Raw genomic sequence first — 23,672 nt, 5'->3', positions numbered from 1 at the left:
GTTCGCCGCGATCGGCGTGGACTACGACTATCCGACATTGCCGCTCGGCAGCCTCGTGAAGCGAGAGCGGGTGGCAGCGTGACCGCCGAAGAACCGTTCCCGACCGTCCTCGCCGGACGCGTGGCGCTGTGCATCAAGTGCCACACCCTCACGAACGCACCCGTGGCAGTCCGCTGGACCAGAGCAACAGCGGCCCCGGAACGACCCTCTACGCGTGCCCCGACCACGCTGCGGAACTCGCCCACGGCCCCGTGCCAGGAGAGCTGGAGCGGGGCGCGTAGCCACTCGCAGACAGCAAAACGCCCCGTGCGGCTCAACTGCCGTGCGGGGCTTCTGTGTTCTCTGACGTGCGCGTATGCTCAGAACTGGTAGTTAGAAGTGTCGGGATCGGCGAGCACGACGAAGTCGGCGTCGTCCGGATAGAGGTCCCAGTCGACCCGCCGCGCACCCAGGGACACCAGCCGCTCGATCTCGGCGGTCTGATCGGCCGCGTCGCCCGCATACAGGTCCACATGGATCCGCGGATGCTCCTGGAGCGGCGTCTCAGTGAGGCCGAGCGACAGTTGGATCCCGGTCCCTTCCGCCGGAACCAGTACCACCCAATCGTCTTCCATCTCTTCGCGCGCGACGTACCCCAGGGCCTCCATCCAGAACGCGGCCGCGCGCGGCACATCCGAGACGCCCATCACCACAGATCCCACTCTCAGCACACGTCGATTCTGTCGGATCACGGCGAGCCGACAATACCGACGACGCACCGAGGCGAACATCGGCTGATGCGGCACTGGACGCGGGCACGGGCCTGCTGCGGTACTTGTCGGGGCACGCATCCGGCCCGGACGACTCGCCCCACGCGGCGCCGGTGAGCCCGGTGCCGGGACAGCCGCCGTCGGCGATGGTCATCACCATGCCGACGGCGGCCTTCGCGCCGGACTCCTCCCACGCCGCCGTTGCCGTTGCCGTTGCCGAGCAGTGGCCGGCCGGATCACCACGACGAGGCGGGTGCCGGCGTCCACGACGACCTGGTGGCAGGTGACGACAGTTCTTCGACTGCTCGGCGACGGTGTGGTCGCGGGTGGGCACCAGGGTGCCGTCCACGATCAGCACGGTGTTCTTCGCGAACCGTTTGCGGGGCCGGAGGGCGAGCATCGGCCCGAGGTGATCGATGATCCGGCCCGCCGCCGACGTGGACATCCCGAACAGCGGGCCGGTCGGCGCATGGTCAGGACCGTGTGCCAGTACGCCGCGACCAGCAGCACCCGGTCCTGCGACGGCACGCCCCACAGCCGCCCGCGCCGCGTCTTACCTGCCGAAACAGCGCGGGCTCGGGCCCGGTGAACGAGGCTGTCCAGGACCGCTCCGACGCCGTGATCACACCAGCAACACCGAGATCATTTCATCGTGGCCGGAAGACGAGGGACCGCCAGGGCCCGTCCGGCGGATCATGGGCCGAGCCAGGGCCGGACCGAGGCGAGGGCCGGCCAGTGCCCTTATCGTGTTGACCGCCCCCGGCAGGTAGTGCTGAAGTCGGCACGTGGACAGCATCCCCGCCAACCGGCGGCTCTGGAACCGGATCAGCAGCGCCTACCAGCACGAGCACGACCCGCAGATCGGCGCCGCACCCCGGCTGTGGGGCATGTACTCCATCCCCGACGCGCACCTGCGCGCCCTGGGCGACGTCACCGGCAAGCGCGTCCTCGAACTCGGCTGCGGCGCCGGCCAGTGGTCCAGGGCGCTCGCCGCCGAGGGGGCCGCCGTGGTCGGGTTCGACCTGTCCGAAGCCCAGCTCGCCGCGGCGGCCCGCGCGATGGGAGCGGCCCGCTACCCGCTGGTGCAGGGCGCCGCCGAGCGGCTTCCCTTCGCCGCCGACAGCTTCGACCTGGTGTTCTGCGACTTCGGTGGGCTCAGCTGGGCGCCCCCGCACCTGGCCGTCCCGCAGGCCGCACGGGTCCTGTGCCGAGGCGGGCGCCTGGTGTTCAACGTCGCCAGCCCATGGTTCGAAGCCTGCTACGACGAAGCCGCCGGCCGCGTGACCACGACGCTGCAGAAGGACTACTTCGGGCTGAACACCATCGCCGAAGACGACGGCGCGACCAGCTATCAGCTCACCTACGGCGACTGGGTCAGGGTCCTGCGCGGCGCGGGCCTCATCATCGACGACCTCATCGAGCCGCGGCCCGGACCCGGAACACCCAACGGCTACAACGAGACCGACCCACCCGACTGGGCACACCGCTGGCCGGCGGAACTGCTCTGGGTGACCCACAAACCGTGAGTTCCGCCGCGCCGAGACGTGAAGGCATCCCCTCACCGGGCAGGCCCAGGGCCTGTCCGGTCCCACGTCCCGTCCGCCGACCACCGCCGGTGCCGCTCGTAGACGGTCTTTGACGAGGACGGACAGGCCAACCGCGGCAAACCTCACGTGGGCGGGCTCATGGCCGTCGGCGCCTGCGCCGTGCTCCTCGGCGGGCGGCTGCTGCCCGGCAGAGGCGGCGGCACACCGTGCCCGCCGCACACTCGGTCACTGCGTCCGGTCCATGACGGTGTGCAGGTACTGCACGGCGAGCCTTTCGACGTCCCGGCGGCGTCGGACCGCCACGTCGGCGTCGTCGAGCCACCGCCGGTACAGTTCGACACACGCGAGGAGCGCCCGACCGGCGTCCTGCCGGTCGTAACCGCACACGGTCGCCCGCAGGTCGTGCGCCTCGTCCGGTGCGATGGTTTCGAGATGGCGCACGCCTCGCGGCGGCGTGCCCGCCCGGTGGGCGGCCAGCGGGCCCAGCACGGTCTCGCGCAGATAGGTGAGGAAGCCGATGACTTCGAACAGTTCACCGCGGCCGAGTTTTGTCGCACCGTAGTGCACCCAGATCCAGAACCGGTCCTCGATCCACTGGAGGTCGAGCGACGGGGGCGTCGGCACACGTGTGGCGAGCGCGTGGGCCAGGTGGCCGTCCCGGTCCCACAGGACGTCCGGGTCCTCGACGTGCTCGGCGAAGTCCGAGCCCCGTACGAACGTGAAGTCGACGTGCAGCAGGGGCGGTCCGACGAGCGTGACGATCAGGCGTGGCTCGCCGACGTGCTCGCCGGTGAATCCGGCCACCAGGGCGGCCCAGGAACCGATCAGCGCGAGCCGTTCCTTCATGACCGAGTCGAACGCGTCGTCGTCGACGACCACGATCAGGTCCACATCGGAGTAGGTGTCGGGGTGTCCCCCCGCGATCGACCCCGCGACGGCCACACCACTCACGCGCGGGTCCTGCCGAATCCGGGGAACCACGTCGCTGAGAAACCCGCTGTGCAACGAGGGGATGCCCATGCCGTTCCTTCCGAAGCGAACAAAGTCCGGCAACATACCACGCCCTCGGGCCCGACCCCGAGGGGATTACGGCACAAAGGACCGCGACGCGGGCGCGGGAGAGATCCGCGGCCCGCACGTCGCCGGCGTCAACGGTTGCGGCCACCGACCCGGTCATGGGCGCGATGGTGGCCGCTCAGCCGGCCGGGACGGTGAGCGTCCTGCTCCAGGCGTCGACGGTGGTGACCTCGCCCCTGCGGGGAAAGACCCGCTCTACGAGCATCCGGTGGAGTTCCGGATCGGGGTCGGAGCAGCCGTCGGCGAGGAAGGTCAGCCGGAAGTCGAGGTCGGCGGCCTGGCAGGCGGTGGCGAGGACGACTCCGCCGGTCGCGATGCCGGCGAGCACAAGGCGCCCGATGCCCTGAGCGACGAGGATCTGGTGCAGGTCGTTCCCGGCGAAGGCGCTGACACGGTTCTTGCTGACGACGGTCTCGCCGGGCATCGGCGCGACATCGGGATGTATCTCGGCACCGGGGTCGCTCGCGGTGAACGCGTCCGGGGGCAGCTTGGCGAACGTCCCATTGCGCGGGCCGACTTCGGGGTGCCCCGGGCTGGAGAACGCGCTGTGTCTGCGCGGCGTCCCCCTCCCGTCAAGTGTCCGGTCGCTCGCTCGCGCGTGCCTCGGCGGCGGACCGCCGCAGTCCGCGGTCGCCCAGCGTCAGGAGCAGGAACACCGCGCCGGCGGCGAGCATGAACCAGGCGAGATGGTGCAGTCCGGCGGTGTCGGCGTGCTGCCCGAAGGCAGACGCCGTGGCGACGGAGGCGATCATCGACCCCAGATAGATGAACGTGCGCAGCAGTCCGGCGGAGGAGCCCATGCGCTCGCGGTCGGCCTGGAAATAGACCGAGTTCTGCAAGGCGAGGTTGTTGAGCCCCTGCGGCACACCGAAGATCAACGCGACGACGAGCAGCATCCAGACCGGGCTCGCGGCGCCCAGCAGGAGGATCAGCGCGCAGGCGACGAGCTGTCCCGCGGCGCCGACGACGAGCTTGCCGAGGATGCTCTTGCGGCGGCCGGTGAGCGCGGATATCCCGATGCCCATGAGGAAGAGCGGGAGTTGTACGAGTCCGGCCTGGGAGGGTGACAGGCCGCGGCCCTCCTCGGCCCACTGGGTGAAGCCGTACAAGAAGGCGTAGGAGACGGTGTACGCCACCAGGCCACGGGCGTAGGTGGCCAGCAGAGGTGTGTTGCCGCGCAGGACCCGCAGGTCGATGAAGGGCACGGCGGTGCGCAGTTCGCGCAGGGTGAAGGCGACGGCCGCCGCGACGGTGATCAGGGGCAGGTACCAGGTGCTCGGGTGTGGGTTCATCAGGAAGAGCAGCAGCGTGACGAGCAGGGCGGCGAACAGGGCCATGCCGGGGAGATCCAGTTCGGCGGCGGCGTCACGGCCGCTGCCCGGCCGGGGGCCGGCCGGCTTGGGCAGACGGAGCGCGCCGAGCAGCAGGGCGACCGCGGCCAGCGGGATGTTCAGGGCGAAGGTGGCGCGCCAGCCGCCCACGCCGATCAGCAGTCCGCCGAGGGAGGGACCGATCACGGCGATGGTCTGGCCGGCGATCGCGAGCATGGTCAGCACCCCGGCCGGGCTGTCGTTGCCCGTCCGTTCGGCCTCGCTGCGCAGCAGGGACATCGCGGCCGGGTATCCGGCGCAGGTGCCGAAGCCGAGCAGGACGCGGGCGCCGATCAGCACGCCGAGGTTCGGGGCGAGGGTGCCGGCGAGACCGGCGATGCCGACCAGTGACGTGCTGATCAGGAACAGCCGCCGTGGCCCGAAGAGGTCGATGAGCCGCCCGACGACGGGTTGTCCGAGCGCGGTCGCGAGGTAGAGCGCCGAGACCAGCCAGGCCGTCTGCGATGGTGGCGCGCCCAAGGCCACGCCGATGGGCACGAGGGCGACCGCGACGATGGTCGAGTTGATCGGGTTGAGGATCGAACCGACGATCATCGGGGGGATCAGCCTGCGGTCGAAGCGTTCCGCCGGGCGTTCGCCCGTCCCCGCCGCGCCCTGCTGGGCGGAGTCGGTGGAGTGCCGTGGAGTGCCGGGGCCGCTCACGCGTGGATCACCCTTTCCAGGACGGCCATCGCCTCGATCACGGTCTGCCGTTCCTGCTCGGTGCACCGCTCCTGCAACGCCGCGGCCAGCCATTCCTGACGGGCCTGCCGGTCGCCCTCCGCGCGGGCACGGCCGGCGTCGGTGAGGGCGACGAGCCGGCGCCTGCGGTCTGTCGGGTCCGGTCGGCGTTCCACCAGTCCGAGCCGGTCGAGGGCCGCGACGGTGGCCGCCATGGACTGATGGCGGACGCCCTCGACGGCGGCGAGGGTGCTGGTCGCGGCGGGGCCGTCCTTGACGAGCCGGGCGAGCACGGACACCTGGGAGAGGGTGATGTCGTCGGCTTCGGAGACATGGCGCACCCGGCGGCGCAGGCGCCCCACGACCACTCGGACGTCCTGCGCGGCGCGTACGGCCGACTCCGAGGGCTGAACGCGGTCGTTGCTCATGCGATCGACCGTAATTTACGCAGGCTCGCCTGTACAGTTTTCCCTGTACTTTCTTTGTGCAGCTTTACCTGCCTTTGCTTGCCCTTTTCGAACTGCCGGGCGGCCGGCCACCGGCGTGGGGCCGCCGGCGCCGGCCGCCGCACCGGGCCCTGCGGTCATGAACCGGGCGCGAGCAGCAAGGAGTCAACGGGCGCTCTCGTGGCGGCGCGGCGCCCCGGTCGGGGTGTTCGACGCCGTGGTGCCGCGGGCGGCGGCGCGGGCCGGGCCGTCGGGAAGGGTGAAGGCGAACACCGAGGTCACCGCGGCGATCACGGCGAGGGCCAGATAGGCGTGCTGATAGGCGGAGAGCGGCGGGTGGGCCGCGGCGGCCGCGGGCGTACCGAGGACCAGGGCGGTGGTCACCACGGCCGGCGCGAGGGCGCCTCCGCTCTGGCGTACGACGGTGTTCAGCGTGGACGCCTGGGCCAGGTCGCCTCGGGCGAGGGTCGCGAGCGAGGCCACCGTCGTCGGCATGAACACACCGCCCATGGCGACGCCGAGGAGGAACATGTAGCCGCGGAAGGTCCACAGACCGGTGTCCTGGTCGCAGGTGGCGAAGAGCAGCAGGACGGCGCTGACGCCGGCCATGGCGCAGCCGATGATGATCCGCGGACCGATGCGCGCGTACCAGACCCCGACGACCTGAACGGTCAGCAGGACGCCGAATGCCTCGGGGAAGGTGCTGGTGCCGGACTCCAGCGCGGTACGGCCCTGCCCCTGCTGGAGGAAGAGCGGGCCGAGGTACATGGCGCCCATGATGGGCACCAGGCCGACCAGGCTGATGAGGTTGGTGTCACGGAAGAGCCGGTCGGCGAAGAGGCGGAGCTTCAACAGCGGCTCGGTGGTGCGCAGTTCGAAGGCGATGGCCGCGGCGAGCAGCACCGCGCCGAGGACCAGGGCGGTGATCACCGTCGCCGAGGACCAGCCGCGGTTGGGTCCTTCGCAGACGCCGAACATCAGGGCGCCCAGGGCCGCCGCGCTCAGCAGCAGCCCGGGCAGGTCGAAGCGGCCCGGCCGGTGGCCCCGGTGCCGGTCCAGGAACAGCACGCCGAACAGCACGACCGGCAGGCCCAGCGGCAGATTGACGTAGAACACCCACCGCCAGGACCACTGGTCCACCAGCAAGCCGCCGAGTACGGGCGCGGCGGCCGGCGCGATCTGCTGCGGGATGATCATGTACCGGGATATGCGCACCTGTTCCGAGGAGTTGAAGGTGACGAACAACAGGGACGCGGCGGCCGGGAACAGCACCCCGGCGGACAGGCCCTGCACCGCGCGGCAGACGACGAGCTGGCCGAGGCCGGCGGCGGCGCCGCACAGCACCGAGGAACCGAGGAAGCCGACGAGCGCGGCGAGCAGCACGCGCTTGCCGCCGAACCGCTCGACCAGCCAGGCCGAGGCGGGGATGGCCATGGCCAGACAGACCGGGTAGACCACGACCACCCCGTCGAGGGCGGCGGTGGTCAGCCCGAACTGACGGGCGATCGAGGGCAGCGCCACGGTGGTGATGGCTCCGTCGACGATCGCGAGGAACGTCACACAGACACACATGACCGGGACGACCAGGCGCTGGCTGAGCCGGAGGGAGGGGAGGGAGAGGACGGGACGGCGTCGGGACGATCGGGACGAGGGCACATGCTGAGCATACTCACTATGCGCGTACTCATAGAATGGAGCGTCAAACGAAGCGGGGAAGTGACATGGCAGTGCACGACAGCAGTGACGTCCTGATCGACGAGCTGTACGAAACCACCCATCGGCTACGGCAGTTCGTGGAGACCCGGCTGCGGGCGAGCGGCGCCTCGGTCGCCCGGCTGCGCGCCCTGCGGATGCTCGCCCGGGCCGAACGGCCGCTGCGCATGCGGGACCTGAGCGAGATGACGGGGGTGGCGGCGCGGACCACCACCAGCATCGTCGACAGCATGGAACGCGACGGTCTGGTGGAGCGGGTGCGGCATCCGCACGACCGCCGGGCGTTCCTGCTGCGCCTCACCGACGAGGGTCTGCGCTGCCATCGTGAGGCGGAAGAGGTGGACCGGCTGGCGCTCGCCGAGGCGACGGCCGCGCTCGACGCGGACGACCGCGACCGGCTGCGCGCCCTGCTCGCCCACATCCGCAAGGCGACAGCCTGAGCCCACCCACACGACCGGGAACCACACACACCCTCCCGGTAGCCCTCTCCCACATGTCCACGGTCCCCGGCGAACTGTCGCTCGGCAGCGGCTCGGCCCACGTCAACCGTGTCCCGCAGGTAGCGCCCGACACACGTCGTCACACGCACGGCCCGTCACCGATACACGACGAGCGGCAACACGCGCGTGCGGGCCGTTGACGTGCCGCCGGTGGCCTCGGCTGGGCACGGGGACGACGATGCGGCACAGTGGAGGGATGTCCGAGTCCGCCCTGCCCGGAGGGTTCGTCAACGCCGTCGTACGGATCGGGGACACCGTGCGCCGTCCGGCCTCGGACCGGACGGGTTTCGTGAGCGATCTGCTCAGGCTGTTCGAGTCGCGTGGCTGGAGCGGAGCGCCACGGTGGCTCGGGCTGGACGAGGAGGGCCGGGAAACGCTCGGCCATCTCGACGGGTATGTGGCCTGGGAACCCCGTCAACCCGACTCCGTGTTCTCGGACGACAGCCTGCTGGCGGTGGCGCGGCTGGTGCGCGAGTTCCACGACCTGACGGCCGGCAGTGCCGCGGCCGGCGAGCGGGAGGTCGTGTGCCACAACGATCTCTCACCTAGGAACACCGTGTATCGGCGGGTCGGGGGGCAGTTGCGGCCGGTGGCGTTCATCGACTGGGACCTCGCGGCGCCCGGCGACCGGATCCACGACGTCGCCCATGTGTGCTGGCAGTATCTGCGGCTCGGTCCCGAGGTGGCCGATGTCGCCGATGCGGCCCGGCGGATGCGGCTGGTCGCCGACGGCTACGGGCTGGCGGACCGGCGTTCTCTGGTGCGTACCGTCCTGTGGTGGCAGGACCGTTGCGCACACGGCATCGACACCGCGGCCGACGCAGGGAACGCCGCGATGATCCGGCTGCGCGCCGCCGGCGTGGTCGAGGAGGTACGGAGGGCGCACCAGTGGGTCGCCCTTCATCGGGACGAACTGGAGCGGACGCTGAGGTGAGGCCGCGGACACCGTCCAGCCGGCCGAGCAGCACCAGTTCTGTCTGGAGGCCATGGTCCGTCCCGCCGCCGCCGCGATCGACCGGCTCGCCACGAGGTCGGCTGGGGCGAGGACTTCGCCTGTCTGCACCGTGAACTTCTCGCCTGCGGAAGGCTGGACGGGTTGGTCGTCGCGGCGCGGCAAGAAGCCGACGGCGTCGACGCATGGCCAGGCGGGTGTGCCGGGCGGTCCGCGGGGTCGGGGGTTCATGGCGTCGGTGTCGGCGGTGCGCAGGCCGGGGTGTCGTCCGTGGGGCCGGAGGGGGACGGGCTCGGGGAGGAATCGGGGCAGGACGGCTCGGGTGTCGGGTCGCTCGGATCCGGGGTGGGCGTCGCGGTTCCGGTCGGGTCCGGTGTGGCCGAGTGGCCCCCGGTCGGGGAGTCGGAAGGGTCCGGCGCAGGAGGCTCCCCGGGCGACTGCGACGGTTCCGGGCCCGTCGCGGACGGGGACGGGCCGGGGCTCGGCGAATGCGAAGGGGAGCGGGTGGGGGTGGGGCCGCCCGGGTCGGGGCCGATGACGATCCCGCCGCCGCCCGTGCCGTCCACTGGCCCGGTCGCCGGGGTGTCGCTGCCGGCGCCCGGGGAACGCGGGACGACGCCCTCGCCATCGGGCACGCCGTGCACGCCCCGCCGGTAGAAGTCGAGCCACTGCCGGACCAGGTTCAGATAGGTGCGCGAGTAGTTGTAGCTGAGGATCGCCCGGTCCAGGTCTGCGGCCCTGGCCAGGTCCCGGTCCCCCGCGCACAGATAGTGCCCGGCCGCCAGGGCCGCGTCGAAGACGTTGTCGGGGTCGGCGCGGCCGTCGCCGTTGCCGTCGACGCCCCACCGGGCCCAGGTCGAGGGCAGGAACTGCATCGGCCCCACCGCCCGGTCGTACACCGGGTCGCCGTCATGGACGCCGCCGTCGGTGTCCCTGATCAGGGCGAAGCCCCGCCCGTCGAGGGCCGGTCCGGTGATCCGGCCGAGGGTCGTGCCGGCCCGGTCGACGGCACCACCGCGCGCATGGCCCGACTCCACCTTGCCGATCGCGGCGAGCAGTTCCCAGGGCAGCCGGCAGCCCGGGTCCGTACGGGCGACGGCCCTCTCGGCCGCGCGGTAGGCGCGCAGCACGGTCGCCGGGATGCCGGACTCGGCGTTGATCCGGGTGATCTCCCCGGCGTCGCGCGGTACCTGACGTGTCGTCAGGGGTGGCAGTTCGGTGTGGTACGAGCCGTCGCCGGGCGGGGCGGGATCGGCGTACGGGGTGTTCATGGCCGGGGTGGGCGCGTCATCGGCGGCCCGTCGGCCGGGGCCGCCGTCGGGGCGTGACACGAGGCCGGGCGCCTGTGAGGCGGTGAGGACCGCCACGGCCGCGACGGCGATGGCGGTGGCCCGCAGGCCCCGTAGGGTCCGGTCCTGCGGGCGGCGTACGCGGCGTACGGGCATGGCTGTCGCTCCCTTGTCGATGGGCCGGACACCGGTGCCGGCGCCCCGGCCGGTGGCGCCGGAACCCTCAGCGGCCGAAGGTGTCGATGCCGGAGACCAGCCAGCGTCCGTCGCGGCGTACCACGTCGACCGCGAGCATGGCCCCGGCGTAACTGCCGCCGTCCGCGGCCTGCTTGTCCTTGGTGTCCGCCGCGCTCTTGCCCCCGGCGGTGCTGACGCTGCTCTGGTCGGCGTAGACCAGGACGCGGGCCCGGTCGCCGTCGATGCGCTCGACCGCGCTGTCGGTGACGGTGGTGGTGATCACCGCCTTCTGCTGGTCGGCTCGGGCCCGGACGCCGGCGAGCAGGGCCTTGTGCTGGGCGACGGCCTTCCCGGTGAGCAGGTCCTTCGTGGCCTTCTCGTAGGCGGCGGGATCGGCGTGGTCGTAGGAGAAGAGCGCGGCGACCGCCTTCGCCGTCTCCCCCTTGATCTCGCTGGTGCGGGCGGGGTCGCTCAGCGCGGTGTTGCGCAGGGCCGGGTCGTCGCGAAGGGCCTCGGCGCGGGCGTGCGCCCAGCCGGCGAAGCCGCCGAGGACGAGGGTCAGCAGGCACAGCAGGGCGAGGCCCACACGGCGGGAGGGACGGCGGCTCCGCTTCCGGCCGCCCGCCGCGCCCGCCGAGTCGGCCGCCTCCGATGTACGCGCCCCGTCCGCCGCGCCCGCCCGGACCTCCGCGCCCGCCAGGTCCGCCGCGTCCGTACCCTCTCGGTCTCCCCCGTTCGCCGCGCCTGCCCGGTCTCCCCCGTCCGCCCGCTCTTCCCCCTCCGTCCGGCCCGCCACGTCCGCCCGGTCCGCCCGGTCCGCCGAGGCCGCCGTGTCCGCCCGGTCCGTGCCGTCCGTGCTGTCCGGATTCGGGGTATCGACGGCCGCCGACCGGCGGGGGAACGCGGGCGACGTGGCGCGCTCGGGCAGCACCGCGAGCCCGGAGCGGGGCGGGCCCGGTGGGGCCGCGGCGGGCAGGGCCTCGTCGGCGGGCCCGCCCGGACCGGTCCCGGGCCCGGACACGGACGCGGGTGCCGGCGGCCGGGCCTCGCGGGCCTGGCGCCGACGCTCGCGGTTGATGTGGTGACGGGTCGTCGACATCGGTTGTGTCGTCCTCTCGTGCGGCCGGCCGGCGCGCGGCGCGGTCCGGGTCAGCCGGCTGATGTGCCGCCCACGGGCGCCTGGCCCAGGGCGCTGAGCTTCCACCGGCCGCCGGTCCGGGTGAGTTCGCCGAGCAGGCGGCTGTCCTTGTCGGTGCTCCGTGCGCCGGACGCCTTCACGGACACCCGCAGGGCGACGAGGATCCGGGCGCGGCCGGCGCGGTCGTCGAGTTCGGTGACGGCACCGGACAGCACCCGCGCCGTGGTGACGGTCTTCGCCGTCTGCACCTGGGCGGCGAACTCCTTGCGTCCAGAGGCGAGTTGATCGTGGAGGTCACCGGTCGTCGAGGACTCCCACAGATCGAGGCCGCGCTCGACGTCGCGGTGGTCGAGCGTGTTCAGGTTCTGCACGGCCTGTTCACCGGCGGCGAGCGCCGCGTCGCGCTGTGTGGCGTACCCGGCCGAGTCGTCGTGCGCCGCGGCGTACCAGTCCCAGCCCGTCCAGGCCGCGAACCCGCCCGCGATCAGGACGAGCGCGAGGGCCAGGGCCGGCAGTGTCCGGGCTCCGGTGAGGGCGCGGACCGCGCGTTTCATGGGGTGCTCCCGTCTCCCGCGCTCGTTCAGCGGGTGGTGATGTCGACGATCCGCCACTGGTCGTGCTCCCGCCGTGCGGTGACGGTGAGTTGGGCCGCCGCCGAGGTGGGCGCGGCCTTGTCGCGGCGGGAGACCTGGTCGAGGAAGACCAGCAGCCGGGCGCTGTGGCCGTCGAGTTCGATCACTCCGACGCGTACGGCCTGGGTGCTCAGGGTGACGCGCTGCTCGGCCAGTTGGGCACGGATCCGGCCGAGGAGTTGGGTGTACTGGCGGGCGGCCCGGCCGTCGAGGACGGAGCGTGCGGAGCGTGCGGCGGCGTCGAGGCCGTCTGGGGTGTACGAGAAGACGCGGGCGAGGCCGTTCCCGACGTCCCCCGCGACACGGGTGGTGGCCTCGGTGTCGGTCAGCGCGCGGTTCTGGGCCGACGCGGCGGACGTCAACCGGTGGGCGCCGTAGAAGAAGCCGCCGCCGGCGAGGACGAGGACCACGGCGACCGCGGCGACCGCGGCCCGCCACACGCGCACACCCGGACGACGACGCCGACCGGAAACCCCGTCCTCACCCGACTCCCCCTCGGCCGCCAGGCCCGCTCCGCTCTCCGACTCCGCCTCGGAAACCAGGCCCACCCCCTCCTCAGACTCCGCCCCGGAATCCAGGCCCGCCCCCTCCCGCGACGCTTCCGCCACCGCACCCTCTCCCGCTGCCGCCTCCACGCCCCCTACTTCGGTCTCCGCGTCGCGCGGCGCTTCGGTCTCCGCGTCCCGCGGCGCCTTCCCCTTCGCGCTCTCCGTGCCGTCGCGCAGCAGTCGCGTCATCGGGCGTCCTCCTCGGTCGCCGTCCGCGCGAGCGGCACCGCGTTCAGCGCCTGGACCTTCCACTTGCCCGCGGCCGTACGGGCCAGCACCGCTTCCAGGCGCTTGCGGTCCGTGGTCGGCGTCTTCGACCCGGCCGGCGTGACCTCGACACGTACGGCCGCGATCAGCTTGGCCGTGCCGGCGCGCGGGTCCAGGGCGGTGACGGCGGCCTCGGTGACCGTGCCCCGGGCCGACGCGCCGGTGCGGGGCTCGGTGCGGCCCAGTTCGTCCCGGAGCGGTCCGGTCGACGCCGCGCGCCAGGCCCGGATGCCCGCCCGCGCCCGCCCCAGCGAGGAGGCGTCGAGCGTGTTGAGCACGGCGACGGCGCGCCGCCCGTCGGCGAGCGCCGCGTCCCGCTGGCGGCCGCAGGCGAGCCCGTCGTCGCCGCGGGCCTGGGCGTAGGTCCACGCGCCGGTGCCGCAGAACCCCAGCGCCAGGGCGAGCCCCGCGGCCGCGATGATCCGGGCGGGCCTCATCGGGCGGCCTCGGCGGTCGGATCGAGCAGGGCCGCGAGGTCCGTCGGGGCGCCGTCGCCGAGGCCGTCCAGGGCGAGCGCGCCCGGCAGGGCCCCGGTGGCGGTCGGTGCGGCGCCGCCGGAGGGCAGGGAGGGCGGTTCGACCGGGTCGGGCACCGGGCCGCCCCTGGGCGCGTTGGCCGAGCCGCGTACGTTGCTGCCGCTCGCGGCCGGGGCGGTGCACGAGGCGCCGGTGTTGAGCGGGGGCGCGGTGCCCAGGTCGAGTCCGTCGCGATAGCGGGTGCCGCCGTAACCGGCGGTGCAGGGCAGGGGTTTGAAGAAGGTGACGGCCATCCCGAAGTTCACCTTTCCTCCGTCGACGGCGGTGGCTCCGGCGGACACGGCCGCCGGGTACTTCACGAGCAGTTCCTCGATGCCGCGCTGCCGGGTGACGGCGACCTCGGAGGTGGTCAGCAGGTTGGCGAGGACCACGCCCAGGCTCGGGTCGAGGTCCCGTAGGAGGCCGCTGACCTGGCCGGCGGCATCGGGGGCGACGGTCAGCAGACGGCGCAGGTCGGCGTCAGAGCCCTTGAGGGCGCGGGCCAGTTGCTCGGCCCCGGTGGCGAAGTCGCGGACGGCGCGCGCTTCTTCGGCCTGGGTGCGCAGCACGGTCTCGCCGTCGTGGATGAGCCGGCTGGTGGACGGCAGCGCGCGGTCGGCGGCCTCGACGAAGGCACTGCCGTTGTCCAGGAGCACCTGGAGGTCGTCACCGTGGCCCTCGAACGCCTTGCCGAACTCGTCGACGACCGTGCGCAGATCGTCCAGCGGCACGGACCGGGCGAGGCTGTCGACGCTGGAGAGCACGTCGGTGACGGGCGCGGGTACCTCGGTGTCGGCCTGTTCGATCCGGGCGCCGTCGGCGAGATAGGGTCCGCCGTCGCTCGCGGGCCGCAGGTCGATGTACTGCTCGCCGACCGCGGACAACCCGGCCACCACGGCGCGGGTGTCGGCGGGGATGCGCGGCGCGGACTTCTTGATGCGCAGTTCGGCGACGACCCCGTCCGCGGTGAGCCCGATCGGGCCGACCCGGCCCACCGACACCCCGCGGTAGGTGACGTCGGAGTGGGTGAACAGGCCGCCGGTGCGCGGGAGTCGTACGTCCACGGTGTAGTAGTCGGCGACGCCGGCGTAGCGGCCGAGGTCGGCGTAGCGGATGCCGACGAAGCCGAGCACGAGGACGGCGATGACGAGGAAGGCGAGGTTCTTCAGGCGTACGGCGAGGGTGATCACGGCGTGCCGCCTCCGTCCTGCGCGGGCGTGGTGACGGACGGCAGCGGCAGCGGCGGCGCCGTCGGGGTCCGGGTGCCGGGGGCGGTCCCGCCTGACCCCTCGGTGGCGCTCCTGCCGCGGGGCGTGCCGGGTGTGGCCTGCGCCGAGGCGGAGGGCGTGGGTGTGCTCCGCGGCACCAGCGGCGGGATGATCCGTGTTCCGGGGGCGGCGACCATGCTCAGGTACACGTTGAGGTAGTCGCCCTTGATGCCGCGCAGCACCTCGTCGGTGAACGGGTAGGTGAGCAGCGCCTGGAGCGAGTCGGGCAGGTCGGCGCCCGCGTCCGCGAGCGCCCGCAGGCTGGGTGCGAGGGCCTTGAGATCGGCGACCATGTCGTCCTTGCTCGCGTTGACGGTGGAGACGGCGACGTCGGAGAGCCTGTCCAGGGAGCGCAGCATGGTCAGCAGCGAACCGCGCTGTTCGTCCAGGGTCTTCAGGCCGGGCGACAGATCGGTGAGGACGGTGCCCACGTCGTCCTTGCGGCCGGCGAGGGTGGCGGCGAGCCGGTTGACGCCGTCGAGGGCGTCGGTGATGTCCCCGCGGTGCCCGTCGAGGTCGGTCACCAGGGTGTCGACCCGTTCGAGCATCGAGCGGACCTCCGGCTCGCGCCCGCCGAGGGCGGCGTCGAGTTCCTTGGTGATGGTCTTGAGCTGGTTGACACCGCCGCCGTTGAGCAGCAGGGACAGCGCACCGAACACCTCCTCGACCTCGGTGTTGCGGCCGGTGCGGGACAGCGGGATGACACTGCCGTCGCGGAGCCGGCCGGCGCTTTCCGATGTGCCGGGCGCGACGAGTTGGACGTACTTCTCGCCGAGCAGGCTGGACTGCTCAAGCCGGGCGCCGGCGCCGGCGGGCAGCCGCACATCGCCGTTGATCTTCATGGTGACGCGGGCGGCCCAGCCGTCGTGGTCGAGGTCGATGGCGGTGACCCTGCCGACGGCGACGTCGTCGACCTTGACCGCCGCCTGCGGGACGAGGCTGAGTACGTCGTCGAGTTCGGCGGTGACGGTGTAGGGGTGGGGGCCGAGGTCGGCGCCGCCGGGCAGCGGCAGGTTCTCGATCCCGCCGAAGCGCGGCAGGGGTACGGTGAACGCTCCTACCGCCAGCGCGAAGCCCAGTGCCACGGCGAGCAGTCCGCCCGCTGCCGTGCCCACGGCCATGCCGCCGGTGAGCAGTCCCCGTCCGACCGCCGCGCCGGCCGTGCCCGCCCGGCTCTCGTCGCCGTCGGACGCCTCCTCGGCCCCGTCGTCCCTCTCCACCGGGACGTCCGGGTTCTCCCCGGTGTCCTGGCTCCTGCGACCGTCCCGGCGCCCGGTGCCGGGCCCGGCAGCGCCGGATGCGTTGTGTCGCCGTAGGCCGCGCCTCACCGCTTCCCCTCCCCCGAGGACGCGGAGCCGCCGGTCGCCGGGAGCGGCAGCAGCGGTCCGCCCATGCTGATCTCGTTGAGGTCGGCCCGGCCGTCGAGGGTGCGGGTGTCGGTGTCGTAGGCCGACACCAGGTTGTCCGCGGCCAGCGGTGCCACGTCCAGCGCCTCGGCCAGGGAGGCCCGCTGCTCGACGAGGGTGCGGGTGATCGGCACCAGCCGGTCGACGTTCTCCTTCAGTTCGCCGCGGTTGTCCTTGATGAACCGCTTGACCTGGCAGAGTGCCGTGCCGAGTTCTTCGAGGGCGCCCGTGAGGTCGTCCTTGTTGTCGGCGAAGAAACCGACGACCGTGTCCAGGCGTTCCTGGGCGGTGCGCACGTCGGTGTCCTTCTGCTTGAGCATGCTGGTGAACGACTGGAGCCTGCTGAGCGTGGCGAACAGGTCGTCGCTGCTGCCGTTGAGCGTCCTTGCGGCCTTGCCGAACTGCTCGACGGTGTCGCCGATCGCCTCGCCGTTGCCGTCGAGGTTGGCCGCGCCGGTCGTCAGCAGGTCGGACAGGGCGCCGGAGGCATTGGCGCCGTCGGGGCCGAGCGCCTTGCTGAGATCGGTGATCGAGGCGTAGAGCTGGTCGATCTCGACGGGGGTGCGATTGCGGGAGGCGGGCAGCACGGCGCCGTCGGCGAGGGCAGGGCCTGCGCGGTAGGCGGGGGTGAGCTGCACATAGCGGTCGGCGACCACGCTCGGCGCCACGATCACCGCCCGGGCGCCCTCGGGGACCCGTACGCCCTCGTCCAGGGCCAGTCGCACGCGCACCCGGGTGCCCTGCGGCCGTACCGATGTCACCTCGCCGACCCGTACGCCGAGGATGCGCAGGTCGGATCCGGAGTAGATGCCGACGGCACGGTCGAAGTAGGCGGTCAGCCGGGTGCCGGAGGTGTCCAGGGCGCGGGCGACGACGAGTGAGGCGGCGACCACCGCCAGGGCGAGGGCGGCCGCGAGGAGTCTGCCGCGTCTGGTCATCGCTCACCGCCTCCCTGGGCCCGTGCCTGCTGCTTCGGCGGCATGCACGGCTCGGTCTGGGCCGGGTCGGGCAGATAGTCGCGGGGCACCACCCCGCACAGATAGCTGTCGAACCAGCGGCCGTTGCCGAGGGTGTTGCCGACGAGCCGGTAGTAGGGCCCGACGAGCGCGAGTGTGCGGTCGAGCCGGGTGCCGTTCTTCTCCAGGACGGTGGTGACCCGGCCGAGCGCCTTGAGGGTGGGGCCGAGTTCCCTGTCGTTGTCCGCTACGAGGCCGCTGAGCTGTGTCGACAGCGCCCTGCTGCCCTTGAGCAGGGCGCGGATGGCGGTGCGGCGGTCCTTCAACTCGCCGAGCAGGGACCCTCCGTCCTCGATCAGGGTCTCGAAGCTGGACTTCTTGTCCTTGAGGGTCTTGCTGAACCGGGCGCTGCCCCGGAGGAGTTCGGAGAGTTCCGCGTCGCGTTTGGAGACGGACCTGGACAGCGCGGACAGGCCGGTGGCGGCCTCCCGCACATGGGGCGGCGAGTCCTTGAACGTCTCGGAGATCGTCTCGAAGCTCTTCGCGAGCTGCCGGGTGTCGATGGCGTCGACGGTGCCGCTGAGGTCCTGGAACGCCTGGGTCACGTCGTACGGCGAGGTGGTGCGGGACAGCGGGATGCGGCGGCCGGGGTCCTGGCGCGCGCTGCCCAGCGGGTCCAGGGCCAGGTACTTGTCGCCGAGCAGTGTCCTGATGGCGATGGCGGCGGTGCTCCGGTCGCCGATCCAGGCGTCGTCGACCTCGAAGCTGACCTTCACCTTGGGGCCGTCGAGCAGGACCTGGGTGACGCGGCCGACCTTGACGCCGGCGATGCGCACCTCGTCGCCCTTGTCGAGGCCGGCCGATTCGCTGAAGTCGGCGCTGTAGGTGGTGCCGCCGCCGATCAGCGGCAGCCGGTCGGCGTGGTAGGCGACGACGGTGAGCAGGGCCAGCAGGAGCAGGCCGACGAGGGCGACGGCGATGGGGTCGCGGTCCTTGACGGGCTTCAGCCATGGCCCGCGGCGTCGGCCGGTGCGTGTGCCGGTGCCGGTGGTGCGGTCGCCCGCGCGGCTGCGGGTCCGGACGCGCGGGCTCATGCGCCGCACCTCGGTTCCGTGACGGCGATGCCGGTGGGGGCCTCGGAGCCGTCGGAGGTGGTCACTTGGCTCACGCGCGCCTCGCAGAGGTAGAGGTTGAACCACGTCCCGTAGGAGGACAGCCGGGCCAGGGCGGTCATCTTGGCGGGTGTCCTGGCGAGGAAGTCCTCGATCTGGGGGGCGGCGGCGCCGAGGTTGCGGGAGAGCCGGCCCAGTTCGCCGATGTCCTGTTTCAGGGGTGCGCGCCCGTCCTGGAGCAGGTCCGCGGTCACCGTGGTCAGGTCGCCCATGGCGGCGACGGCCCGGCCGAGGGGTTTGCGGTCGTCGTTGAAGCCGGTGACGAGCCGGCGCAGGGTGTCCACGAGGTCGTCGAACCGGTCCTCGCGGTCGTTGAGGGTGGTCAGGACCGTGTTGAGGTTCTTCACGACGGCGCCGACGACCTCGTCCTTCGCGGCGACCGTCCGGCTGAGCGAGCCGATGTGCCGGATGAGGCTGTCGACGGTGCCGCCCTCGCCCTGGAGGACCTGCACGATGGAACCGGCGAGTTCGTTGACGTCCTTCGGTGACAGTCCTTCGAACAGCGGCTTGAAGCCGTTGAAGAGCAGGGTCAGGTCCAGGGCGGGCGCGGTGTGGTCGAGCGGGATGGTGTCGCCGTCCTCCAGGGTGCCGGTGAGGTCGCCGCTGCCGCGGTCAAGGGCGACGTACCGCTGCCCCACCATGTTGAGGTACTTGACGGCGGCGGTGGTCGAGCGGGGCAGGGTGCGGTCGTCGCGGACGGTGAAGGTGATCTGCGCGGTGCGCCGGTCGACGACGCGGACGTCGGTGACCTCGCCGACCTTCACCCCGGAGACGCGCACGCTGTCGCCGTCGACGAGCCCGGTGACATCGGTGAACAGCGCCTTGTAGGAGCGGGTGGCGGAGCCGACGCCGGTGCCCGCGACGCTCAGCCCGAGCACGGTCGTGGCCAGCGCGGTCACCACCAGGAAGACGAGGGACTTCAGCACGGGGCCGGTCAGCGGGCGGCGCCGGGTGTGCGCGGGGTGCGGCCGGGTCATCGCAGGGTCACCTCCGTGCCGCGCAGGGCCGGCCCGGCGAGCAGGCTGCTCCAGTCCGGCAGGTCGGCGGGCGGTCTGCCGGTGGCCGGTGCGAGCAGTTCGTTGACGAGGGCGTTCTCCTGCGGGGAGTTGGCGAGTCCGAGGTCCTGGCCGGCCGCGGCGGACACCTGGGCGGCAGGTTTGGTGGGCACGCCGAGGTAGGGGACGGGGTAGCAGCGGGGTCCGCCGCCGGCGTCGTAGGAGGGGGTGTCCCGGCCGGGGACGTAGGCGCCGCGGGAGGGCACGGTGGTGAGGTCGACCCGCAGGCCGGGCCGGTCGGTGCCCTTGCCGAGCGCCTTGTCTATCTCCGGCACGAAGTCGGCGAGGGTGCGCAGCGTGCACGGGAAGGACGAGGAGTACTCGGCGAGCAGGCGCAGGGTGGGCCGGGAGTCGGCGCTGAGCCGGATGATGGTGTCCTTGTTGCGGCGCAGGAAGCCGGTCAGGTCGTCCGCCGCCCCGGTGGTGGCGCCGAGCGTGCCGGCCAGGTCGCCGGACTTCTCGGCCAGGGTGCCGCTGGTGGTGGTGAAGTCGGTGAGGGCCGTGATGATGTCGGGTGCGGCGTCGGCGTAGAGGTTGCTGACCTTCACGAGGTCTTTCAGGTCGCGGTTGAGGGCCGGCAGGTCGGGGTTGAACTTGCGCAGGTGTGCGTCGAGCCGGCTGAGGGTCGTGCCGAGCTGGTCGCCGCGTCCCTCCAGGGCGCGGGAGACCGCGGACAGGGTGGCGGAGAGCTTGTGCGGCTGTACGGCGGTGAGCATCGGCAGTACGTCGTCGAGGACGCGCTGCAACTCGACGGCGTTGGCCGAGCGGTCCTGCGGGATGACGGCCCCGGCGGCGAGCGGCCGGCCGGAGGGGCGCGCGGGCGGCACGAGGGCCACGAACCGCTCGCCGAACAGGGTCGTCGGCAGCATCTGCGCGCGCACGTCGGAGGGGATGCCGGCGCGGGCGCCGGGCCGCAGGGCGAGGGTGAGCCGGGCGCCGTCACCGGTGGATTCGATGGCGCGGACCTCGCCGACGACGACGCCGCGCAGCTTCACCTCGGCTCCCAGGTGCATTTCGTTGCCGACGCTGCCGGTTTCCACGACCACCGGGTCGAAGTCGGTGAACTTCTTGTCGTAGACGGCGACGGCCAGCCAGATCAGCAGGGCGGGCACCACCAGGAACACCACTCCGGCGAGCCGGCGGCGCAGCGTCTGACCCCGTGGGCTGCTCATGTCACCCGGCCACCTTCACCGTCGTGGTGGCGCCCCACAGGGCGAGCGACAGGAAGAAGTCGGTGAGGCTGATCAGCACGATGGCGTTGCGCACCGAACGGCCCACGGCGACGCCGACGCCGGCCGGGCCGCCTGATGCGCGGTAGCCGTAGTAGCAGTGCGCGACGATCACCATCACGCTGAAGACGAGCACCTTCAGTACGGACAGCAGGACGTCCGTGGGTGACAGGAACAGGTTGAAGTAGTGGTCGTAGGTGCCCCGGGACTGGCCGTTGAACAGGACGGTGACGTAGCGGGACGCCAGGTAGGAGGAGAGCAGCCCGATCGCGTACAGCGGGACGATCGCGACCACCCCGGCGATGATGCGGGTGGTGACCAGATAGGGCAGCGAGCGGATGCCCATGCCCTCCAGGGCGTCGACCTCCTCGTTGATGCGCATGGCACCGAGCTGGGCGGTGAAGCCGGCGCCGACCGTCGCGGACAGGGCGAGCCCGGCGACGAGCGGGGCGATCTCCCGGGTGTTGAAGTACGCGGAGACGAACCCGGTGAACGCGGCGGTGCCGATCTGGTCGAGCGCCGCGTATCCCTGCAGGCCCACGACGGTCCCGGTGAACAGGGTCATCGCGATCATCACGCCGATGGTGCCGCCGATCACGCCGAGGCCGCCGGTGCCGAAGACGACCTCGGCGAGCAGGCGCTGCACCTCCTTGAGGTAGCGGCGCAGGGTGCGCGGCACCCACAGCAGGGAGCGGACGTAGAAGAGCAGTTGGTCGCCGGAGCGGTCGAGCCAGACGAGCGGGGAGGCCACCGGTCTCAGCCTCCCTTCGGCGGGACGAGTTGGAGGTAGACGCCGGTCATCACCATGTTGACGAAGAACAGCAGCAGGAAGGTGATGACGACGGACTGGTTGACGGCGTCGCCGACGCCCTTCGGGCCGCCGCGGGGGTTCAGCCCGCGGTAGGCGGCGACGATGCCCGCGATGAATCCGAAGACGAGGGCCTTGAGTTCGCTGATGTAGAGGTCGGGCAGCTGGGCGAGCGCGGAGAAACTGGACAGATAGGCGCCGGGGGTGCCGTCCTGGAGGAAGACGTTGAAGAAGTAGCCGCCGAGGATGCCGACCACCGAGACCAGGCCGTTGAGCAGGACGGCCACACCCATCGCGGCCAGCACCCGCGGCACGACCAGGCGCTGCACCGGTGAGACGCCCATGACCCGCATCGCGTCCAGTTCCTCGCGGATCGCGCGGGAGCCGAGGTCGGCGCAGATGGCGGAGCCGCCGGCGCCGGCGATCAGCAGGGCGACGATCAGTGGGCTCGCCTGCTGCACCACGGCGAGCACGCTGGCCCCGCCGGTGAACGACTGGGCGCCCAACTGCCGGGTGAGCGAGCCGACCTGAAGGGCGATCACGGCACCGAAGGGAATGGAGACGAGGGCGGCGGGCAGGATGGTGACGCTCGCGATGAACCAGAACTGCTCGATGAACTCCCGGAACTGGAAAGGCCGTTTGAAGATGGCCCGGCCGACCTCCGCGGCGAGCGCGAAGAGCCGTCCGGTCTGCCGCAGCGCTCCCAGCATCATGTGCCGCTCCCGGCGGTGGTGGCGGGCGCGGTCGCGGTGGCGTAGGTGCGCTCGATGGCCGCGCGGGCCGCGGGCGGCAGTTGGTCGAGCATGCCGAGGACCCGCTCCCGGCGCCGGGCGACGGCGCGGCGGGGCGGGAGTCCGGGGGTCGGCTCCAGCTGCGGGACGATCCGGCGGGGCACGGCCGGCCGTGCCGGGCGGGTGTCCGCGGCCTCCGCGGCGAGGGTGGCGGCGTCCTTCTCCTCCGACATGCCGATGGGCCCCTCGCGGCGCCCGCCGAGGAACTGGGCGACGGCGGGTTCCTCGCTGGTGAGCAGCACCTCGCGGGGGCCGAAGGTGACCAGCCGGCGCAGGAAGAGCATGCCCATGTTGTCGGGGACCGTGGCGGCGATGTCGAGGTTGTGGGTGACGATCAGCATCGTCGCGTCGAGCTGTGCGTTCAGGTCGATCAGCAACTGCGATATGTAGGCGGTGCGTACGGGGTCGAGTCCGGAGTCGGGTTCGTCGCACAGGATGATCTGCGGATCGAGCACGAGGGCGCGGGCGAGGCCGGCCCGTTTGCGCATGCCGCCGCTGATCTCGCCCGGCAGCTTGCCCTCGGCGCCGAGCAGGCCGACGACCTCGATCCGCTCCATGACGATCCGGCGGATCTCGGACTCCTTCTTGCGGGTGTGCTCACGCAGCGGAAAGGCGATGTTGTCGAAGAGGGACATCGAGCCGAAAAGGGCGCCGTCCTGGAACATGAGCCCGAAGAGTTTCCGGGTCTCGAATATGTCGCGTTCCGGGCTGTTCACCATGTCCACCCCATTGATGAGGACACGGCCTTGTTCCGGTTTGAGCAGTCCGATGAGCGACTTCAGGAAGACGGTCTTTCCGGTGCCGGACGGGCCGAGCATGACACTGACTTCTCCGGCCGGCAGGGTGAGGGTCACATCCTGCCAGATGTTCTGCCCGCCGAAGGACTTGGTCAGGCCCTCGACGACCACTTCGATTCCCATATCACCTCCGCCAGGAACGGTTCGGCGTGCACCGCGGAGCGCACGTTAAAGCGGTGCGCGGTCGACTGACAACAGGTGGGACGCCGGATTCCCGCGGCTCCCCCCGTCTTTGTCACCGCGCAGACAAAGTCCGGTCGCGTACTTGTCTCGCCGGCACAGGGCGGGGCGACGCGCCCGCCAGGGGGCGGGATCGGCGGGGCCCGGCCGGCGGGCGTCCGCCCCAAAGGGCGGGCGAGGGCCGTACATCGTGCGCCGCGCCGACGGCCGGCGGGGGCCACCCACCTGGAGATCGGCACGGCACCCGGCACGTTACGACCGAGTAACCTCGGCGGGCAAGAGCGGGTTCCGAGTTTTGTGCGAGTTTCCGGCCGACCGCCCGGAACCTGTCAGCACGGAGACAAGAAACGGCCCCGTTCTTGTCATTCGGTGAGCAGCACGGGTACGACCCGCCGCAGCCGTCCCGCGG

The 23,672-nt window shown here is 72.3% G+C and carries 22 protein-coding genes and 2 pseudogenes; 3 read left to right on the top strand and 21 right to left on the bottom strand.

The genetic code is table 11. The features are described 5' to 3' along the window. Positions 1–359 precede the first annotated feature (359 nt). Positions 360–710 carry a VOC family protein gene (locus tag AC27LF_RS42245; protein ID WP_479662431.1) on the bottom strand — a complete coding sequence of 117 codons (351 nt, stop codon included), beginning with the start codon at positions 708–710 and terminating at the stop codon, positions 360–362. Between the two features lie 154 nt (positions 711–864). Beyond that, positions 865–1,375, bottom strand: a pseudogene (locus AC27LF_RS42240) (transposase family protein); the annotation flags it as partial. 159 nt (positions 1,376–1,534) lie between these two features. Between AC27LF_RS42240 and AC27LF_RS42235 the strand changes: the two are divergent. Then, entirely contained in the window at positions 1,535–2,275 is a 741-nt protein-coding gene (locus tag AC27LF_RS42235) for a class I SAM-dependent methyltransferase (protein WP_479664530.1), read from the top strand. Positions 2,276–2,521: 246 nt separating this feature from the next. Here the strand turns inward: AC27LF_RS42235 and AC27LF_RS42230 are convergent, their stop codons facing one another. From AC27LF_RS42230 to AC27LF_RS42210, 5 genes and pseudogenes are all read right to left on the bottom strand, one after another. After that, entirely contained in the window at positions 2,522–3,247 is a 726-nt protein-coding gene (locus AC27LF_RS42230; RefSeq protein WP_479661857.1) for a nucleotidyltransferase domain-containing protein, read from the bottom strand. Between the two features lie 244 nt (positions 3,248–3,491). Then, a pseudogene (locus tag AC27LF_RS42225) lies at positions 3,492–3,902 on the bottom strand (cysteine hydrolase family protein); the annotation flags it as partial. Between the two features lie 43 nt (positions 3,903–3,945). Continuing rightward, the gene (locus AC27LF_RS42220) at positions 3,946–5,298 is read right to left on the bottom strand and encodes an MFS transporter (RefSeq protein ID WP_479661861.1); all 1,353 of its coding nucleotides are present in this window, start codon (positions 5,296–5,298) and stop codon (positions 3,946–3,948) included. A 104-nt stretch (positions 5,299–5,402) separates the two neighbouring features. Continuing rightward, complete coding sequence (locus AC27LF_RS42215) at positions 5,403–5,852, bottom strand: MarR family winged helix-turn-helix transcriptional regulator (protein WP_479661856.1); 450 nt, start codon at positions 5,850–5,852, stop codon at positions 5,403–5,405. A 183-nt stretch (positions 5,853–6,035) separates the two neighbouring features. Next, positions 6,036–7,442: a DHA2 family efflux MFS transporter permease subunit gene (locus AC27LF_RS42210; RefSeq protein ID WP_479661860.1), complete on the bottom strand. Its 1,407-nt coding sequence runs from the start codon at positions 7,440–7,442 to the stop codon at positions 6,036–6,038. Between the two features lie 149 nt (positions 7,443–7,591). On the opposite strand from AC27LF_RS42210, the gene AC27LF_RS42205 reads away from it, so the two are divergent. After that, positions 7,592–8,023: a MarR family winged helix-turn-helix transcriptional regulator gene (locus AC27LF_RS42205; RefSeq protein ID WP_479661855.1), complete on the top strand. Its 432-nt coding sequence runs from the start codon at positions 7,592–7,594 to the stop codon at positions 8,021–8,023. A 256-nt stretch (positions 8,024–8,279) separates the two neighbouring features. Beyond that, positions 8,280–9,017: a phosphotransferase gene (locus AC27LF_RS42200; RefSeq protein WP_479661854.1), complete on the top strand. Its 738-nt coding sequence runs from the start codon at positions 8,280–8,282 to the stop codon at positions 9,015–9,017. A 245-nt stretch (positions 9,018–9,262) separates the two neighbouring features. On the opposite strand, the gene AC27LF_RS42195 is transcribed toward AC27LF_RS42200, so the two are convergent. The 14 genes from AC27LF_RS42195 to AC27LF_RS42130 all read right to left on the bottom strand — a co-directional run bounded on the left by AC27LF_RS42195 (position 9,263) and on the right by AC27LF_RS42130 (position 23,206). Further along, complete coding sequence (locus AC27LF_RS42195; RefSeq protein ID WP_479661853.1) at positions 9,263–10,480, bottom strand: lytic transglycosylase domain-containing protein; 1,218 nt, start codon at positions 10,478–10,480, stop codon at positions 9,263–9,265. Positions 10,481–10,547: 67 nt separating this feature from the next. Next, positions 10,548–11,201, bottom strand: a complete 654-nt coding sequence (locus AC27LF_RS42190; RefSeq protein WP_479661859.1) for a hypothetical protein — start codon at positions 11,199–11,201, stop codon at positions 10,548–10,550. A gap of 449 nt (positions 11,202–11,650) precedes the next feature. Next, positions 11,651–12,193 (bottom strand): nuclear transport factor 2 family protein, encoded by a 543-nt coding sequence (locus tag AC27LF_RS42185; protein ID WP_479661852.1) that lies wholly within the window; start codon positions 12,191–12,193, stop codon positions 11,651–11,653. A gap of 26 nt (positions 12,194–12,219) precedes the next feature. After that, positions 12,220–13,008 (bottom strand): hypothetical protein, encoded by a 789-nt coding sequence (locus tag AC27LF_RS42180; RefSeq protein ID WP_479661851.1) that lies wholly within the window; start codon positions 13,006–13,008, stop codon positions 12,220–12,222. Further along, a complete protein-coding gene (locus tag AC27LF_RS42175) occupies positions 13,005–13,523 on the bottom strand; it encodes a hypothetical protein (protein ID WP_479661850.1) in 519 nt (172 codons plus the stop codon). The genes AC27LF_RS42180 and AC27LF_RS42175 overlap by 4 nt, the downstream gene beginning before the upstream one ends. Then, complete coding sequence (locus AC27LF_RS42170) at positions 13,520–14,791, bottom strand: MCE family protein (protein ID WP_479661849.1); 1,272 nt, start codon at positions 14,789–14,791, stop codon at positions 13,520–13,522. The genes AC27LF_RS42175 and AC27LF_RS42170 overlap by 4 nt, the downstream gene beginning before the upstream one ends. Next, positions 14,788–15,990, bottom strand: a complete 1,203-nt coding sequence (locus AC27LF_RS42165) for an MCE family protein (RefSeq protein WP_479661858.1) — start codon at positions 15,988–15,990, stop codon at positions 14,788–14,790. The genes AC27LF_RS42170 and AC27LF_RS42165 overlap by 4 nt, the downstream gene beginning before the upstream one ends. A 203-nt stretch (positions 15,991–16,193) precedes the next feature. Beyond that, the gene (locus AC27LF_RS42160) at positions 16,194–17,213 is read right to left on the bottom strand and encodes an MCE family protein (protein ID WP_479661848.1); all 1,020 of its coding nucleotides are present in this window, start codon (positions 17,211–17,213) and stop codon (positions 16,194–16,196) included. After that, a complete protein-coding gene (locus AC27LF_RS42155; protein ID WP_479661847.1) occupies positions 17,210–18,325 on the bottom strand; it encodes an MCE family protein in 1,116 nt (371 codons plus the stop codon). Before AC27LF_RS42155 ends, AC27LF_RS42160 begins: the two co-directional genes overlap by 4 nt. Continuing rightward, positions 18,322–19,380, bottom strand: a complete 1,059-nt coding sequence (locus AC27LF_RS42150) for an MCE family protein (protein ID WP_479661846.1) — start codon at positions 19,378–19,380, stop codon at positions 18,322–18,324. Before AC27LF_RS42150 ends, AC27LF_RS42155 begins: the two co-directional genes overlap by 4 nt. Continuing rightward, positions 19,377–20,630: an MCE family protein gene (locus AC27LF_RS42145; protein ID WP_479661845.1), complete on the bottom strand. Its 1,254-nt coding sequence runs from the start codon at positions 20,628–20,630 to the stop codon at positions 19,377–19,379. The genes AC27LF_RS42150 and AC27LF_RS42145 overlap by 4 nt, the downstream gene beginning before the upstream one ends. Position 20,631: 1 nt before the next feature. Beyond that, entirely contained in the window at positions 20,632–21,438 is an 807-nt protein-coding gene (locus tag AC27LF_RS42140) for an MlaE family ABC transporter permease (protein WP_404039217.1), read from the bottom strand. Between the two features lie 5 nt (positions 21,439–21,443). Continuing rightward, on the bottom strand, positions 21,444–22,208 hold the full coding sequence (locus AC27LF_RS42135) for an MlaE family ABC transporter permease (RefSeq protein WP_388719567.1): 765 nt from the start codon (positions 22,206–22,208) through the stop codon (positions 21,444–21,446). Further along, positions 22,205–23,206 (bottom strand): ABC transporter ATP-binding protein, encoded by a 1,002-nt coding sequence (locus AC27LF_RS42130; RefSeq protein ID WP_479661844.1) that lies wholly within the window; start codon positions 23,204–23,206, stop codon positions 22,205–22,207. Before AC27LF_RS42130 ends, AC27LF_RS42135 begins: the two co-directional genes overlap by 4 nt. Positions 23,207–23,672: the final 466 nt, after the last annotated feature.

Source organism: Streptomyces diversicolor (genome assembly GCF_057537855.1).
Note: the sequence above shows the minus strand (reverse complement) of the source record. Positions and strands in the feature narration are given on the sequence as shown.